The following is a 14891-nucleotide window of genomic DNA, read 5'->3' on the forward strand; positions in this document are numbered from 1 at the left end:
CCTGCTCCTCGGATCTGTTTCGGCAAATCCGCAGCGCGCGAACACGGCGAATCAAACGATCTTCATGGCTTGATACACCGCCGGAGCCTGTGCTGCCACCACAAGGCGGTCGCCGCCGTTCTGCGACACCGTGCAAGGAAGCTGCGAACGTGCCGGTGATCGACGCTCAATCCGCTACGGCGCTGATGGATGCGCTGACGGCGCTGGTCGCGAAGGCCGGCACCGCCGTCCTCTCGGTCAAGCGCGATCGCATGACGATCGGCGGCAAGGCCGACGGATCTCCGGTCACGGACGCGGATCTCGCCTCCGACCGCATCATCGCCGAAGGGCTCGCGCGACTCTGCCCCGATATTCCGGTGCTATCGGAGGAGCGCGTGCATCTGGCGACGCCGCCTTATGTCGGCAGCTTCTTCCTGATCGATCCGCTGGACGGCACCAAGGAATTCATCGCCGGCCGCGACGAATTCACGGTCAACCTCGCGATCGTGACCGACGGCGTGCCGCTTTTCGGAATCGTCGGTGCGCCGGCGCTCGGCTCGATCTGGCGCGGCCTTGTCGGCCACGGCGCCCAGCGCCTCGCGGTCGCGCCCGACAGCGACGTCGGCGGCGCGGAGCCAATCGCGACCCGACCGTTTCCCGGCCGCGGCTGCCAATGGATTGCCGCCGTCAGCCGTTCGCACGGCGACAGCCGTTCGAACGCCTTCATCGACAGCCGGCCCGGCGCGGTGCGCAAGCCGCTCGGCTCCGCGGTCAAGTTCTGCCGGATCGCGGAGGGCGGCGCCGACATCTATCCCCGCCTTGCCCCGACCAGCGAATGGGACGTTGCGGCAGGTCACGCTTTGGTCGCCGCCGCCGGCGGCAAGATCACCGACGGGCGGGGCGCGCCGCTGCGTTTCGGCGAATCGCGCGAAGGATTTCTGGTGCCGGAGTTTATCGCCTGGGGCGATCCCTCGGCCGCGCCTTGAGACGGACTGCTGAACCGCAGCTAGAGAGCATGGTCCCGAAAAGTGAACCGGTTTTCGGATGAGATCATGCTCAATCAAAAGGGTAAGGCTGGATTCGGCTTCAACGCAGTTGAATCAGAATCTAGCGCGCCAGCGTTTCCTTCAGCACGGCCCAGCGACGCGTCGCCTCAAGCAGATAGCGCGCCGGATTGGCCGCGAAGGCGGCGCGGCTGTCCTCATGGCCGAACAGGTAAAGCCGCTGGCCGACAATCAGCCAGAGCCGCGCGGTTCCGGCGAAAGTCACGCCCCGCGCGATATCCACCGGATCATAGCCGCCGAAACCCGGGCTATACACGTCGGGATCTGCGATAAAAAACGCGCGATTGTCGGGATTGCTGAAGCGCCAGACGGCGCCGCCCTGCGACACCTCGTAGTCGGAATAACCCTGCACCGGCCGGGCGTCGGTAAAGAAAGCTACCGGATCGAACCCGCCGATCGCCAGACCCGTATAACGGTCGGCCACGACCCGTTCGGAGGTCGCGGCCCTGGCCGCGAAGTCGACCTCGGTGCAGGCGAACCCGCACCCCAGCAAGGCGATCACGGCTATTCCGCGGCGCAAGCCATTTCTTTCCTGCCGCCGTGCCGTCATAGTTGGTGCCGATAACGTGCGAGTCGAGGGGACGATCGCCGCATCATACCGACCGCCTGTCAGCATCGGGTTAAAGACACAGCGACAAGTTTCGCTACCTTGGGGGATGCTTCCATGACTTTCATTTCGCGCCTTGCAGCGGTCGCGCTCGCTGCAGCGACGACGTTCTGGATTATGCCCGCATCAGCCCAGCAATCGGCGCCGCCATACGAGGCACCCCCGGGCCAGCAACTGTCCCCGCCGCCGCAACGGCACGCCGGTGGCGGCACCTATTCGTCGGACGAATTGCTCAAATCCGGAACCCGGTTCTTCGGCAACGTCTCTCGCGGCCTGGCCTCGGTCATCGAGCGCGCCGTCAGCCAGTGGGGCCTGCCCAACGGCTACATCCTGGGCGAGGAAGGCTCGGGCGCCTTCGTCGCCGGCCTGCGCTACGGCGAGGGCACCCTCTACACCAAGAATGCCGGCGACCTGAAAGTCTATTGGCAGGGGCCGTCGGTTGGTTTCGACTGGGGCGGCGACGGCGCCCGCACCATGACGCTGGTTTACAACCTGCCGGCCACGAACGCGATCTATCAGCGCTTCGCGGGCATCGACGGCTCCGCCTACATCATCGGCGGCTTCGGCATGACGGCGCTGACCGCAAACAACATCGTGCTGGTGCCGATCCGTTCCGGTCTCGGGCTACGGCTCGGCGCCAATATCGGCTATCTGAAATTTACGCCGCGGGCGACCTGGAATCCGTTCTGAAAACCCAGACGTCCGCAACCGCGGACGAGCGTGATGGACAGATTCAACGCCAACGAGTCGTGGCTGGCCTTTTGCCGGCCGCCCGTGGCATGGTAACCAAACCCTTATCCGGGCCTAGAGCGGGATGAGGAAAAGTGTGTAGCGGTTTTCCGCCCCGCATCCCGCTCTCAAATATTGGAATCGATCACGTTCATGATCTGGATCGATTCGATCCAAAATCATCGTGATCTAGTGGAGCGTTGCCCATGGTCGAGCCGATCATGTATCTGGCGATCGGTTTTCTGGTTTCGATGCTGTGCGCGCTGATGGTCATGCCGCTCGTGCATAACCGCGCCGTCCGCCTCACCACCAAACGCCTCGAAGCTGCGACCCCGCTGTCGATGGCCGAAATCCAGGCCGACAAGGATCAGTTGCGCGCCGAATTTGCGATGTCGGCGCGGCGTCTGGAAATGAGCGTCGACCAGCTCAAGAGAAAGACCGCCAGCCAAGCCGCCGAACTCGGCAAAAAGGCCGACGCAATCAACCGCCTGAAGGTCGAGCTCGGCGAGAAGAACGCCACGATCTTCAATCTCGATGGGCAGGAGAAGGCGGTCGGGGAGCATTTGCAGTCCACCGAACAGGAGCTTGCCGCCAAGGCCGAAACGTTGCGGAGCACCGAGCAGACCCTCGTCGATAGGCAGGCCGAACTCGGCCGACTCCGTCAAGAACTGTCGGACCGCTCGCTGACGGCGGAGACCCGGCAGTCCGAACTGTTCGTGGTGCGCGCGCAGATCGAACGATTGCAGAGCCGCGTCGACGACGTCGAAAAGGAATTCGCCGCCACGCAGGCGCTGCTCGAGCAGCAGCGCAGCGTATCGGCCGCCACGGCCCGGGAGCGCGACGACGCGCGCAAACACGTAGAAAATCTGAGCCAGCGCGTCGTCAAGATTGACGAGCAGCTCATTGACAAGGTCAAGGACGCCGAAAGGCTCGGCAGTCGAGTCCAGGAACTCGAAAGCCACCTCGCCGCGCAGACCAAGACGCTGGCCGAACGAGACGAGAAGAACGGCCGGCTGCGGCAGGCCAACGCGGCCGCGGAACGTGCCGTCAGCGAATTACGCGAGGAGATCGCGTCGCTGAACGGCGGCAAGTCTCCGCTCATCGATATGCTGCGCAACGAAATGGTCGCAGCCGAACGGGCGCTGCGCGCCGCCCACGACGAGCGAGCCAAACTGCAGCGCGACATCAATGTGATCCAGCAGCAGGCGGTATCCTCCGGTACGACCGAGCACTTGGAAAACGCGCTGTTGCGTGAGCGTATCAACGACATCGCCGCCGAGATCGCCGGGCTGGCCATGACCATCGAGGGGCCGGATTCCCCGATCAAGGCCATCCTGGCGGCGGACACGGCCCCGACCAGGGCGGCGAAAACCGTGAACGGCGCGCCCCCCTCCGCTGGCACACTGGCCGACCGCATCCGCGCCCTGCAATCCCTCGCCTCCGGCAGCGCGCGTCGGCCAGGTTGAAGGTTCGCTTGACACCCCTGCCCTGCATTCCCTAAATCGCGGCTTCGGTCGCTGCGCCGGGTCGGCCGAAACCGAAGCCCGGCAACTTTTACGGCAGATGACGATCCCGGGCGCATAGCTCAGCGGGAGAGCGTTCCCTTCACACGGGAGAGGTCCAAGGTTCGATCCCTTGTGCGCCCACCATTCGTCCGGCGACGGATTGCTGTCGCGCTGCGCGCCGTTACGACCCGGTCCGATCGCTCGGCAGTTTTGCCGCTCACAGCAGTTTTGTTCGCGCGAACAGCGCCCGCAACGCATCGGTCGCCTTGCGGCTCAACATCGCGTTGCCGGCGGCGGCCTCGAGCGCGATGCGCGCTTCCTCGTGCAGTGCGCGACACTCCACCCATTCGACGGTGCTCAGACGGGTGATGAAGTCGTAGGCCTGCCCCACCGTCGCGATGGCGACGGACTCGCCGTTCACCGTGATGCGGAACGTCGCCTGCAGTTTCGTAACCGAGTCCGAGACCTTGTCCATGCCATACGAAAGACCTGCGTCGCGCACCGCCGTCAAGATAAACGATCAGGCTATCCCACGAAAGAGACCGGGCGCAGCCCGCCGACCTCTCCCCTGCGGGGGAGAGGTGAAGACAAGCACCGTCCCGATTCCATCTCAGAGTGATTGACCCAAGCGCTCCTGTGCCGGGCCATGAACGACGATGAAATCGACGGGTCCGCCAGGCACCGCATCGTCGAACACGCCGGTCACGAGGCGGCCGGTTCGCCATGACCGGGTATCGAGATTGGTGCGGCCCTGGTACAACTCCGGTCCCTGAGCAAACGAGTTGTGTCCATGCACGACATGGCGGCCCTCGAAGCCGGCCGCCTCGCCTTTGGGATAGCGTTTCCAGAGCAGCGTGGTCTCAGGCTGCGCATCGCGCGCGACGCCGGGATCGAGCCCGGCGTGAACATAGACCCGATGCGCATCGGTATATGTGAGCGGCAGCGCATCGAGCCAGGCAATGTCCGTCCGCGGAATAACAGAGGGATCGCCGCCATAGGATTCCAGAACCGCATCGCCGCCGCGCTTCAGCCAGCGCGTCATGTTCGCGGGATCGCGCCACGCCGCGACCATCATCGCGTCGTGGTTGCCCTTGAGCGGAACGAAGCTCCAGCCATCCGGCATTCCACGGCGCAACCGGGCGATGACCCTGTTGCTGTCCGGTCCCTTGTCGACATAGTCGCCCAGCATGACGAGCGTGCCGCCATTGCCCGCGGCGTAGGCATGAACCCCGTGCAAGGCCTCGCTCATGAGATCGAAGCGGCCGTGAATATCGGGAATGACATAGGTCAGGCTCATTGGACTCTCGCACGCGCGCCGCGTCCCTGCTGCTTCAGCGCATCGACGCGCCCCGCATCGGTCGTCACATCTGCACTTCGATCTGGCGCGGCCCCTTTTCGGCAATTGCCCTGGCAAGCGCCTCGTTGAAGTCGTCCGCGGTCGTCACGGCTCGCCCCGGCACGCCCATGCCCCTGGCAAGCGCCACCCAGTCGAGCGCCGGGCGGTCGAGGCTCAGCATGTCCATCGCCCGCCGGCCCGGCTCGCCGGCGCCGACGCCCTCGAACTCGCCGTGCAAAATCCGATAGATTCGATTCGAGAAAACGATCGTGGTGACGTCGAGCCCTTCGCGCGCCTGCGTCCACAGCGATTGCAGCGTGTACATCGCGCTGCCGTCGCCGACCATGCAGATCACCTTGCGGTCGGGACAGGCGATCGCGGCGCCGGTCGCCACCGGCGTCGAAAATCCGATCGAACCGCCCATGTTCTGCAACCAGTCATGGGGCGCAGCAGAGGCGGTCGGCGGAAAGAATCCGCGCCCCGTCGTGATCGACTCGTCGACGATGATGGCGTTTTCCGGAATTGCCATCGCAATCGCCTGCGCGATGGACGCGTGGTTGAGTGGCCCCGCCGGCCACGCAATTTCCATCGGCTTTTGCGGCTTCGCATCCTGCGGCCTGGCGCCAACAGCACCCGCCAGCGCTTCAAGCGCGGCCACCGAGTCTTCGCCGCTCGCCGTCATGCGATGCACCTCGCAGTCCTCGGGCTTCAAGAGGCTCGGCTTGTCCGGATAGGCAAAGAACGCGACGGGATCGTTGGCCTCGACCAGGATGATGGTCCTGAAGTCTTTAAGGACCGGCAACGCCTGCTCGATCACGTATGGGATGCGTTCGATGGAAAAGCGGCCGCGCCCGCGCGCCATGCGCGGGTTATAGGTCTGGCCCATCACCTTGCAGCCTGTCTTGCCCGCGATACCGGCAGCCAGCGCCAGTCCCGGTTCGGTCAGCGCGCCGCCCGTGAGCAGAAGCAGAGTCTCGCCGCCGCCGCCGCGCAGGATCTTGGCTGCGGTATCGACCGCCTGCGGCGAATAGCCGGCGCGCTGCGACGTCTCGGGCACCGCGGCAATGCCGTCGGCCTCGTTCCATGCGGTGTCGGCGGGCAGGATCAGCGTCGCGATCTGCGGTGGTGAACCTTTTGCCGCCGCAATCGCCGCCGCGCCGTCGCGGGCGACCGACTTCGAATCCGGCGAGGTGCGGACCCAAGCCGACATCGGCCGGGCCAGCCCCTCGATATCCGAGGTCAGCGGCGCGTTGTATCCGATGTGGTAGACCGCGTGCTGACCGACGATATTGACGATACCTGAATTGGCCTTCCTGGCGTTGTGAAGGTTGGCAAGGCCATTGGCGAGACCCGGACCGAGATGCAGCAGGGTGCAGGCCGGCGTGCCCTTCATGCGGAAATAGCCGTCGGCGGCGCCGGTCACCACGCCTTCGAACAGCCCGAGCACGCAGCGCATGCCCTCCACCCGGTCCAGCGCGGCGACAAAATGCATTTCCGAGGTGCCGGGATTGGCGAAGCAAACGTCGACGCCGCCCTGAACCAGCGTTCGTACCAGGCTTTCAGCACCGTTCATCCTTCTGCTCCCGCTCGTGCCTTTCCGGTCGAATCGAGATCAGCTTTGTTCCAGCCGCGCGTCAAGGATTGGCGCGCATGGCTACCATCATGGCGGCTGGCGTTCCCGCATGAAGAACTCGGAGGTTGATACTTTTTCGCAACGTCGGCGCGGGAAGAACCCTCCTCACGCGGCTGCGGCTTGCGAAATCGGAAGAATTGTGGCCTGTCTCGCCATGAAATTGATCGATGCGAGGAAATAATGACGCGTGTTTTGGCTCTTTTGATTGCCGCCGCCTTTGTTTTCAATGCGAAGTCCGCCTTCGCGCAGTACGTCGATACGCGCGGCTTCATGGATTTCGGCCCCAGTTTTACATCCGCAAATCCGATCCCGCGACAGCTTGTCCATTTTCAGAGCCGGTATGCGCCGGGCACCATCGTCATCAGCACCGGCGAGCGGCGGCTCTATCTCGTCCTCCCCGACGGCCAGGCGCTGAGGTACGGCATCGGCGTCGGCCGCGACGGCTTCCGCTGGGGCGGCGTCCACCGCATCACCGCCAAGAAAGAATGGCCGAGCTGGACCCCGCCCGCACAGATGCTGCGCCGGCGTCCCGATCTGCCGCGCCACATGAAAGGCGGCATCGACAATCCGCTTGGCGCGCGCGCGCTGTATCTCGGCTCGACGCTCTACCGCATCCACGGCTCCAACGAACCGGAGACGATCGGTCATGCGGTGTCCTCCGGTTGCTTCCGCATGACGAACGAAGATGTAAAGGACCTTTATGACCGCGTGTCGGTCGGCACAACGGTTGTCGTCAAGAACTAGAGCGTTTTCGAGCGAAGCATGTCCTCGGGCTTGACCCGAGGATGGATACCGGTTCGCGTGAAGAAAACGCGTCAAATCAAAATCCTTGAGCCTTTTCGCATCTGATGGAATCAGAAGAGAAAAGGCTCAAGGAGGGGGCAGCGGAACGTAACATCGGCAGGAATGCGCGCTCGAACGTAGCCTTTGTGCCCGCGCGGGTTGAGGGAACCCCGCCGTGATGCATTCAGCTTTCCCGCGCAAGGTTGTCGCCGCCACCCTGATCGGAGCGGCGCTGTGCGCGCCCGCCGCCTTGCATCCCGCCATCGCAGAGGTTGCGGGTGTCACCGCGCGCCAGCACGCCGAGCGAAGGACGTTCACCGACAGCGAGATTCTCGACGGGTTCTTCAAAATCGCCTTCGGCGCCGAGTACCATCTCGCCGGCCGGGTCGACCGCATCCGCAAATACGCCGGACCGGTGCGCGTGATCGCAGACGGCGTCAATCGTGCCGACCGCAAGGCGCAACTCGCGAAAGTGGTCGCCGATATCGCACGGCGCGTTCGGCATCTCGACATCGCCATGGCCGACAGCGCCGCCGCCGCCGCCAACGTCACCGTCCGGCTGGTTCGCGACCGCGACCTCCATCGCACCATCGCCGCGTTCTATGGCGCCAAGCGGGCTCGCGAGATTCGCAGGTCGCTCGACCCTCAATGCCTGTCCGGTTTCCGCAAGAACGAGAAATACGAGATCCAGCATTCCGACGTGGTCCTGACCGTCGATAACGGCAACTTCATTTTCCTCGACTGCGCCTATGAAGAACTGCTGCAATCGCTGGGACCGATCAACGACACCGATTCGGTGCCGTGGACCATGTTCAACGACGGTGTCCAGATGGGTTTCTTCGACATCTACGACCAGTACATCCTCAACATCCTCTACGATCCGCGCATCAAGGCCGGCATGACCGTGCAGGAGACCAAGGCGGTGTTGCCGCAGGTCATGATCGATGTGCGGGCATGGGTTGCGAAGGTCAACGACCTGCCGCTGGAGTGATACGAATTGCAAAGCCGGGTGCGAACGTTGCGTTGCATCCGACCGGCTTTTGCTCTCACCGTCATGCCAGGACTTGATCCGGGCATCCATCTGCTCATGTCATTAAAGGATGGATTGCCGGGCAGAGGCAAGCGGAAGCGACGCCGTTCTTCGAACGGCTATGCCCGGCAATGACGCGCAAAACGTCCGTCAGTATACCTGACGCTTACGCGGTCTTCTCGAACAGCTCGCGGCCGATCAGCATTCGGCGGATTTCGCTGGTGCCGGCGCCGATTTCATAGAGCTTGGCGTCACGCAACAGGCGTCCGGTCGGATAGTCGTTGATGTAGCCGTTGCCGCCGAGCAACTGGATCGCATCCAGCGCGCACTGCGTCGCCTTCTCGGCTGCGTAAAGGATCGCCCCTGCCGCGTCCTCGCGCGTGGTCTCGCCGCGATCGCAAGCCTTCGCCACCGCATAGACATAGGCGCGGCACGCATTCATGGTGACATACATATCGGCGACCTTGCCCTGCACGAGCTGGAAGCTGCCGATCGGCTGCCCGAACTGCCGGCGCTCGTGGACATAAGGCATCACCACGTCCATGCAGGCCTGCATGATGCCGAGCGGACCGGCGGCGAGCACGGCGCGCTCGTAATCGAGACCGGACATCAGGACGTTGATGCCGCTGCCGACCTCGCCGAGCACATTCTCCTCGGGCACCTCGCAATCCTCGAACACCAGTTCACAGGTGTCGGAACCGCGCATGCCGAGCTTGTCGAGCTTCTGCGCGGTCGAAAATCCCTTCAGGCCCTTTTCGATGACAAAGGCGGTGATGCCGCGCGATCCCGCCGCGATATCGGTCTTGACGTAGACCACCAGCGTTTCGGCGATGGTCCCGTTGGTGATCCACATCTTGCTGCCGTTGAGGACGTAGCGGTCGCCCTTCTTGTCCGCTCGGGTCTTCATCGAGACCACGTCCGACCCGACGCCCGGCTCCGACATCGCCAGCGCGCCGACGTTCTCGCCCGAAATCAGCTTCGGCAGGTATTTGCGCTTCTGCGCCTCGCTGCCGTTGCGGCGCAATTGATTGATGCAGAGATTGGAGTGCGCGCCATAGGACAATCCGACAGAAGCCGAACCGCGCGAGATTTCCTCCATGGCGATGCAGTGTTCGAGGTAGCCGAGACCGGCGCCGCCATAGTCCTCCTCGACCGTAATGCCGTGAAGACCGAGCGCGCCAAGTTTGGGCCAGAGGTCGCGCGGGAACTTGTTGGTCTTGTCGATCTCGGCCGCGCGCGGCGCGATCTCGTTTTCGGAAAAATCGCGGACCGTCTCGCGGATCGCATCGGCGGTTTCGCCGAGGTCGAAATTGAATGCACCAGGAGCGTTGGAACCGGTCACGCGAAGCCTCCCGTGGTCGCGACCGGAGACCGATCGTGTTTATTCCAGGAGCGACCATGCCACGGAGCGTTGACGGAGAGAAGAGGCCGGCCTCTTTCGTCAATGCCTCTATGATGCGAGCGCGCGATGCGTCCGTGACCTTGCGGGTCGCGACGCCTGCATCATCCCGCTCCGCTTCGTAAAAAGCTCAGGCCAAGACGAGATCGAACACGGCCGTATAATGACAGGCTGCACCGAGCAGGACGAACGAATGCCAGATGGCGTTCTGGAAGCGGAGCCGCCGCCAGGTGTGGAAGATCACACCGAAGCTGTAGAGTGCCCCGCCCACGACCACAAACCACAGGGCTGTCGCGGACAGCGACGGCACCACGTCGTCGTAGATCGTGATGCCGCTCCACCCCATCACCAGATAGAGAACGACCGACAGCCGGTCGAACCGGCCCGGCAGAACCAGTTTGAGCGCCACTCCGATCATCGCTACGCACCAGACTCCGATCAGTAGAGCGAGCGCAAATGCGTTGTCCTTCACCTGCATGATGAACGGCGTGTAGGTCGCCGCGATCAGAACGTAGATCGCGGAATGATCGAAGCGGCGCAGCAGCCATTTCCGCGGCGACACCGGCCAGAGGTTGTAGGTCGCGGACAATACCAGCATGGTCATCAGGCCGGCGACGTAGATGGACACGACCGCCACGTCGCGGCCGGCATAAACCGCGGTGAGCACGATCAGCACCGTGGCCGCGATCAATCCGGCGAGGACGCCAAGCACATGCACGACGCCGTCGGCGATCAGTTCGGCGCGGTCGTAATTCCAGCGGATCGCGCCGGCCATGGCATTCGCGGGGTCGGTTTGCAACGTCACCAACTCGGGTTTGGGTCTATTTTCAATGTTTTGCGCTTGCGGAAAGGCGCTACAATGGCAGCCGGTCCACCGTCAACGAAATCTGAACACAAATGATGTACGGGTCGTCTCAAAGCCGAAACTTGATTTCTGCCCGAAAATCGCCACTTTCGGGTTGCCCGCACGCGATTTTCACGCTGTTCCAGCCCCTAGCATTATCGTTGACATCACATCGACATGGCCTCCAGCTTTTCCGATATCGTTGAAGAAGCACGTCTGTCGGCGCGCGCGCTGCTGGATTACGGCGAAAGCTTCTTCAACCCGACGGTGAGGCTCGGCGTCACGGGCCTGTCGCGCGCCGGCAAAACCGTATTCATCACGGCGCTGGTGCATGGCCTGTCGCGCGGCGGCCGGTTTCCCGTTTTTGAATCGCTCGCCAGCGGTCGCATCGCCCGCGCACAGCTTGCCCCGCAGCCGGACGACGCGATACCGCGGTTCAACTATGAAAATCACGTCCAGACGCTGATCGCGGATCGGCGCTGGCCGAACTCGACGGTCGATATCAGCGAGTTGCGGCTCGTGATCGGCTATCAGGGGCAAAACGGCACGGACCGGACGCTGACGCTGGATATCGTCGACTATCCCGGCGAATGGCTGCTCGACCTGCCGCTGCTCGACAAGAGCTATGAACAATGGTCGGCCGAGAGCCTGGCACTGTCGCGGCAACAGCCGCGCGCACGGCTCGCACAGGCATGGCACGCGCATCACGCTACGCTCCGGCCCTCGGCCCGCGAGGACGAACAGGCGACGCTCACCGCCGCACGGCTGTTCACCGACTATCTCCGCGCCTGTCGGGACGAGCGCTTCGCCATGAGCCTGCTGCCGCCCGGCCGTTTCCTGATGCCAGGCAACCTCGCAGGCTCGCCCGCGCTCACCTTCGCACCGCTCGATCTGCCCGCCGGCGGGATCGCGCCCGATGGATCGCTATGGACGATGATGCGGCGGCGCTACGAGGCCTACAAGGACCTCGTGGTTCGACCGTTTTTCCGCGATCACTTTTCGCGGCTCGACCGCCAGATCGTGCTGGTCGATACGCTCGCCGCTTTCAATGCCGGACCGGAAGCGCTGTACGATCTCGAGGCCGCCCTCGCCGGAATTCTGGATTGCTACCGTGTCGGCCGCAGCACCTTCCTGGGTACGCTGTTCCGGCCGCGGATCGACCGTATCCTGTTCGCCGCCACCAAGGCCGACCATCTGCATCACACCAGTCATGACCGGCTTGAGGCGATCCTGCGGCGCGTTGTGGAACGCGCCGCCTCACGGGCCGAAGTCGCCGGCGCCGCCATCGACGTCGTCGCCCTGGCGGCCGTCCGCGCCACCCGCGAGGCGCAAGTGCGGTGCGGGCGCGAAAAACTGCCGTCCATTCTCGGCACGCCCCTGGCCGGCGAAGTCGCCAATGGCCAGCCCCTTGACGGCAACACCGAGGTCGCGACATTCCCGGGCGACCTGCCCACCGATCTCAAGGGTCTTTTCAGCGGCAACGGTGCGTTCCGCGGGCTGTCCACGACGGCGGTGGACCAGGCCGATTTCCGCTTTCTGCGCTTTCGTCCCCCGCGCCTCCAAAACGACGGAACCCGCGATCCGGCTCTGCCTCATATCCGCCTCGACCGCGCGCTTCAGTTCCTGATCGGAGACCGACTGCAATGAGTGAGCGATCCGGCTTGCGCCGTCCCGTCACCTTCAAGCTCGACGATCCGAATGTCGTGGTCCTGGATCCCGACGAGGAGGCGGCCCGGCCTACGCGCAGCAGCATCAGCATCACGCCGGAAGCCGAGCCGGAGCCCGAGCCCGTGTTGCTGCCGGAGGCGCCGGAGATGCCTCCGGTGCCGGCGCGGAAGGGATTTCGCTGGGGCGTGCTGTTCTGGTCGTCTCTCGGTGGGCTCGTCGTGCTCGGTACCGTGCTCGGCGCAATAAACCTGATCCACGACCTGTTTGCACGCAACGAGACGCTCGGCTTCCTCGGGCTGGTGCTGGCGGCGCTGTTCGTGGTTGCATCGATCGTCATCGCGGCGCGCGAGATCGCGGGCCTTGCCCGTCTCTCCACCATCGAAAACATGCATCGGCGCGCGCTGGCCGCAATCGCGGCCGACGATCGCAAGGGAGCCGATGCGGTCGTCCGCGATCTGGTGAAGCTCGCCCACGACAACCCGCACCTTGCGCGGGCGCGGGCCACGCTGCGGAGCCACGGCTCCGACATCATCGATGGCGCCGATCTGGTGCGGCTCGCCGAACGCGAGCTGATGGCTCCGCTGGATCAGGAAGCACGCCGGCTGGTGTCGGTGGCGGCGCAGCGCGTGTCGATCGTGACCGCGATCAGCCCCCGCGCCGTGGTGGATGTGCTGTTCGTATTCGCTGCGGCGATGCGGCTGGTGCGGCAGCTCGCGCGCCTGTATGGCGGAAGGCCCGGCACGCTCGGAATGATCCGCCTGATTCGCCACGTCATAGCGCATCTCGCCATCACCGGCGGCATGGCGGCCAGCGACACGGTGATCCAGCAAATGCTCGGCCAGGGCATCGTCGCGAAGCTGTCGACGCGTCTGGGCGAAGGCGTCCTCAACGGATTGCTGACCGCGCGCCTCGGGCTGGCGGCGATCGACGTCACCCGGCCGATGCCGTTCACCGCACTGCCGCGGCCCGCGCTCGGCGATCTTGCGAAAGACCTGTTACGCAAGCGCCGCGACGACAACTAGCAGGCTGTTGAAGAAGTTTCCCACGGAGACGGATATGGAATGGAGTCAGCGTGATCTGCGGGCGGCGCCACCATCAGGGTCCTGATCGAGCATCTTGACGGTGCACGACTTGTGTTTCACGCGGCGGCTGCCAGGAGTTTGGGCAAGCGGATCAGGTTGTAGGCCGCCAGCGCCAGGGTGAAGGTGGCGTTGACGCGGTCGCGGCCTCGCAGCTTGATCTTGGCAAGTCCGGCGGAGGCCTTGATCCAGCCGAACACCTCCTCGATGCGCTTGCGACAGCGTTGGCTGACGGCATATCCGGCATGACGGAGAGTCCTCTGGTCGATCGCGGTCTTGCGCGGCTTTCCGGTCTTGCTCAAATGCCCGTCGATGGCGATGTGCGGCGTGACCGAACGCCGTCTTAAGTCCTCGACGAATGCGGTGACGTCATAGGCCTTGTCGGCGCCCAGCGTGATCCGCCGCTCGCTTTGGCCGCGGTGGCAGTCGATCAGCGCCAACGCCTGATCCCGCTCCGCCGTTCCGGTCGCCCGGCTCACGCCACCCAGCACCGCCAGTCCGTTGCGGTTCTCCATCAGGGCATGGCCGATGTAGCAAAGCTTCGCCGGCTGGCCGCCGCCCTTCTTATAGAGCCGTGCCTCGGGATCGGTCGTGCTCTGATGCGTCTCGTTGCAGCGCTTCTCGTTGTGGAAACTGCGCTCGGCGTTGCGTCCCGGTCCATCACTGTCCTGGTCACCGCCGTCCTTGCGCCGGAAGCTCTTGATCGATGCCCACGCCTCGATCAGCGTGCCGTCGACCGAAAAATGCTCGCTTGATAACAGCCGCTTGACCTGGTGCTGCCCCATCAGCGCGTTCAAGAACTTCGCGGCGATCTCACCTTCAAGCAATCGGTCGCGGTTCTTCGAGAAGGTCGAGTGGTCCCACACCGGGTCGTCCACGCCCAAGCCCACGAACCAGCGCAACAGCAGGTCGAACTCCAGCCGCTCCATCAACTGCCGTTCCGAGCGGATCCCGTAGAATGCCTGCAGCAGCATTGCCCGAAGCAGCTTCTCCGGTGCGATCGAGGGACGGCCGAACGCCGTGTAGAGCTTGTCAAAGTCCCTCGACAGATCATTCAACGCCGCGTTCGCGATCTGTCGGATCGTTCGCAGCGGATGGTCGGAGCGAATCCGAGCCTCCAAGTCCACATAGCTGAACAGCGAGCCTGACCGTTCGTCGCTTCCCCGCATCGCTCCCCCCTCGACGCATCCGCATCAAGAGAATCATGCCCAGAACCGCTGCGCCAGAGACTTCTT

At 64.1% G+C, this 14891-nt stretch carries 14 protein-coding genes and 1 tRNA gene; 8 read left to right on the plus strand and 7 right to left on the minus strand.

All coding sequences use genetic code 11. The annotated features are described in order from the left end of the window. Nucleotides 1-185 precede the first annotated feature (185 nt). Nucleotides 186-965, plus strand: coding sequence for a 3'(2'),5'-bisphosphate nucleotidase CysQ family protein (locus NHAM_RS17340; protein ID WP_049769437.1), 780 nt, complete (start codon nt 186-188; stop codon nt 963-965). Between the two features lie 121 nt (nt 966-1086). Here the strand turns inward: NHAM_RS17340 and NHAM_RS17345 are convergent, their stop codons facing one another. Further along, nucleotides 1087-1593 (minus strand): YHS domain-containing (seleno)protein, encoded by a 507-nt coding sequence (locus tag NHAM_RS17345; RefSeq protein ID WP_041358308.1) that lies wholly within the window; start codon nt 1591-1593, stop codon nt 1087-1089. A gap of 114 nt (nt 1594-1707) precedes the next feature. Between NHAM_RS17345 and NHAM_RS17350 the strand changes: the two genes are divergently transcribed. The 3 genes from NHAM_RS17350 to NHAM_RS17360 all read left to right on the plus strand — a co-directional run bounded on the left by NHAM_RS17350 (nt 1708) and on the right by NHAM_RS17360 (nt 4028). Beyond that, nucleotides 1708-2340 carry a DUF1134 domain-containing protein gene (locus NHAM_RS17350; protein ID WP_011511763.1) on the plus strand — a complete coding sequence of 211 codons (633 nt, stop codon included), beginning with the start codon at nt 1708-1710 and terminating at the stop codon, nt 2338-2340. Nucleotides 2341-2585: 245 nt separating this feature from the next. Beyond that, entirely contained in the window at nt 2586-3845 is a 1260-nt protein-coding gene (locus NHAM_RS17355; RefSeq protein WP_011511764.1) for a hypothetical protein, read from the plus strand. Nucleotides 3846-3953: 108 nt separating this feature from the next. Continuing rightward, nucleotides 3954-4028: transfer RNA gene (locus NHAM_RS17360), tRNA-Val, on the plus strand. A gap of 73 nt (nt 4029-4101) precedes the next feature. Here NHAM_RS17360 and NHAM_RS17365 read toward each other — a convergent pair. From NHAM_RS17365 to NHAM_RS17375, 3 genes are all read right to left on the minus strand, one after another. Then, on the minus strand, nt 4102-4359 hold the full coding sequence (locus NHAM_RS17365) for a hypothetical protein (protein ID WP_011511765.1): 258 nt from the start codon (nt 4357-4359) through the stop codon (nt 4102-4104). Between the two features lie 135 nt (nt 4360-4494). Next, nucleotides 4495-5181 (minus strand): metallophosphoesterase, encoded by a 687-nt coding sequence (locus NHAM_RS17370; protein ID WP_011511766.1) that lies wholly within the window; start codon nt 5179-5181, stop codon nt 4495-4497. 64 nt (nt 5182-5245) lie between these two features. After that, nucleotides 5246-6793, minus strand: a complete 1548-nt coding sequence (locus tag NHAM_RS17375) for an acetolactate synthase large subunit (RefSeq protein ID WP_011511767.1) — start codon at nt 6791-6793, stop codon at nt 5246-5248. Between the two features lie 240 nt (nt 6794-7033). Between NHAM_RS17375 and NHAM_RS17380 the strand changes: the two genes are divergently transcribed. Together NHAM_RS17380 and NHAM_RS17385 are read left to right on the plus strand one after the other, a co-directional pair. Continuing rightward, on the plus strand, nt 7034-7597 hold the full coding sequence (locus tag NHAM_RS17380; protein WP_011511768.1) for a L,D-transpeptidase: 564 nt from the start codon (nt 7034-7036) through the stop codon (nt 7595-7597). A 217-nt stretch (nt 7598-7814) separates the two neighbouring features. Next, nucleotides 7815-8627, plus strand: coding sequence for a DUF2927 domain-containing protein (locus NHAM_RS17385; protein WP_011511769.1), 813 nt, complete (start codon nt 7815-7817; stop codon nt 8625-8627). A 205-nt stretch (nt 8628-8832) separates the two neighbouring features. Here the strand turns inward: NHAM_RS17385 and NHAM_RS17390 are convergent, their stop codons facing one another. Together NHAM_RS17390 and trhA are read right to left on the minus strand one after the other, a co-directional pair. After that, nucleotides 8833-10008, minus strand: coding sequence for an isovaleryl-CoA dehydrogenase (locus tag NHAM_RS17390; protein WP_011511770.1), 1176 nt, complete (start codon nt 10006-10008; stop codon nt 8833-8835). Nucleotides 10009-10195: 187 nt separating this feature from the next. Further along, the gene (gene trhA / locus NHAM_RS17395; RefSeq protein WP_049769439.1) at nt 10196-10840 is read right to left on the minus strand and encodes a PAQR family membrane homeostasis protein TrhA; all 645 of its coding nucleotides are present in this window, start codon (nt 10838-10840) and stop codon (nt 10196-10198) included. 246 nt (nt 10841-11086) lie between these two features. On the opposite strand from trhA, the gene NHAM_RS17400 reads away from it, so the two are divergent. Beyond that, complete coding sequence (locus tag NHAM_RS17400) at nt 11087-12556, plus strand: YcjX family protein (protein WP_011511772.1); 1470 nt, start codon at nt 11087-11089, stop codon at nt 12554-12556. Then, a complete protein-coding gene (locus NHAM_RS17405; protein ID WP_011511773.1) occupies nt 12553-13599 on the plus strand; it encodes a YcjF family protein in 1047 nt (348 codons plus the stop codon). Before NHAM_RS17400 ends, NHAM_RS17405 begins: the two co-directional genes overlap by 4 nt. A 116-nt stretch (nt 13600-13715) precedes the next feature. Here NHAM_RS17405 and NHAM_RS17410 read toward each other — a convergent pair whose 3' ends face one another. Next, a complete protein-coding gene (locus NHAM_RS17410) occupies nt 13716-14825 on the minus strand; it encodes an IS5-like element ISNha7 family transposase (RefSeq protein ID WP_011509106.1) in 1110 nt (369 codons plus the stop codon). Nucleotides 14826-14891 lie beyond the last annotated feature (66 nt).

This window comes from Nitrobacter hamburgensis X14, from assembly GCF_000013885.1.
Taxonomy (GTDB): domain Bacteria; phylum Pseudomonadota; class Alphaproteobacteria; order Rhizobiales; family Xanthobacteraceae; genus Nitrobacter; species Nitrobacter hamburgensis.

Excerpts from the sequence above, each read along its gene's own strand:
- trhA (WP_049769439.1), bottom strand. The coding sequence starts at position 10,840 with ATGGCCGGCGCGATCCGCTGGAATTACGACCGCGCCGAACTGATCGCC.
- NHAM_RS17410 (WP_011509106.1), bottom strand. The coding sequence starts at position 14,825 with ATGCGGGGAAGCGACGAACGGTCAGGCTCGCTGTTCAGCTATGTGGAC.
- NHAM_RS17355 (WP_011511764.1), top strand. The coding sequence starts at position 2,586 with ATGGTCGAGCCGATCATGTATCTGGCGATCGGTTTTCTGGTTTCGATG.
- NHAM_RS17385 (WP_011511769.1), top strand. The coding sequence starts at position 7,815 with ATGCATTCAGCTTTCCCGCGCAAGGTTGTCGCCGCCACCCTGATCGGA.
- NHAM_RS17375 (WP_011511767.1), bottom strand. The coding sequence starts at position 6,793 with ATGAACGGTGCTGAAAGCCTGGTACGAACGCTGGTTCAGGGCGGCGTC.
- NHAM_RS17340 (WP_049769437.1), top strand. The coding sequence starts at position 186 with ATGGATGCGCTGACGGCGCTGGTCGCGAAGGCCGGCACCGCCGTCCTC.
- NHAM_RS17380 (WP_011511768.1), top strand. The coding sequence starts at position 7,034 with ATGACGCGTGTTTTGGCTCTTTTGATTGCCGCCGCCTTTGTTTTCAAT.
- NHAM_RS17405 (WP_011511773.1), top strand. The coding sequence starts at position 12,553 with ATGAGTGAGCGATCCGGCTTGCGCCGTCCCGTCACCTTCAAGCTCGAC.
- NHAM_RS17370 (WP_011511766.1), bottom strand. The coding sequence starts at position 5,181 with ATGAGCCTGACCTATGTCATTCCCGATATTCACGGCCGCTTCGATCTC.
- NHAM_RS17400 (WP_011511772.1), top strand. The coding sequence starts at position 11,087 with ATGGCCTCCAGCTTTTCCGATATCGTTGAAGAAGCACGTCTGTCGGCG.
- NHAM_RS17365 (WP_011511765.1), bottom strand. The coding sequence starts at position 4,359 with ATGGACAAGGTCTCGGACTCGGTTACGAAACTGCAGGCGACGTTCCGC.
- NHAM_RS17350 (WP_011511763.1), top strand. The coding sequence starts at position 1,708 with ATGACTTTCATTTCGCGCCTTGCAGCGGTCGCGCTCGCTGCAGCGACG.
- NHAM_RS17345 (WP_041358308.1), bottom strand. The coding sequence starts at position 1,593 with ATGACGGCACGGCGGCAGGAAAGAAATGGCTTGCGCCGCGGAATAGCC.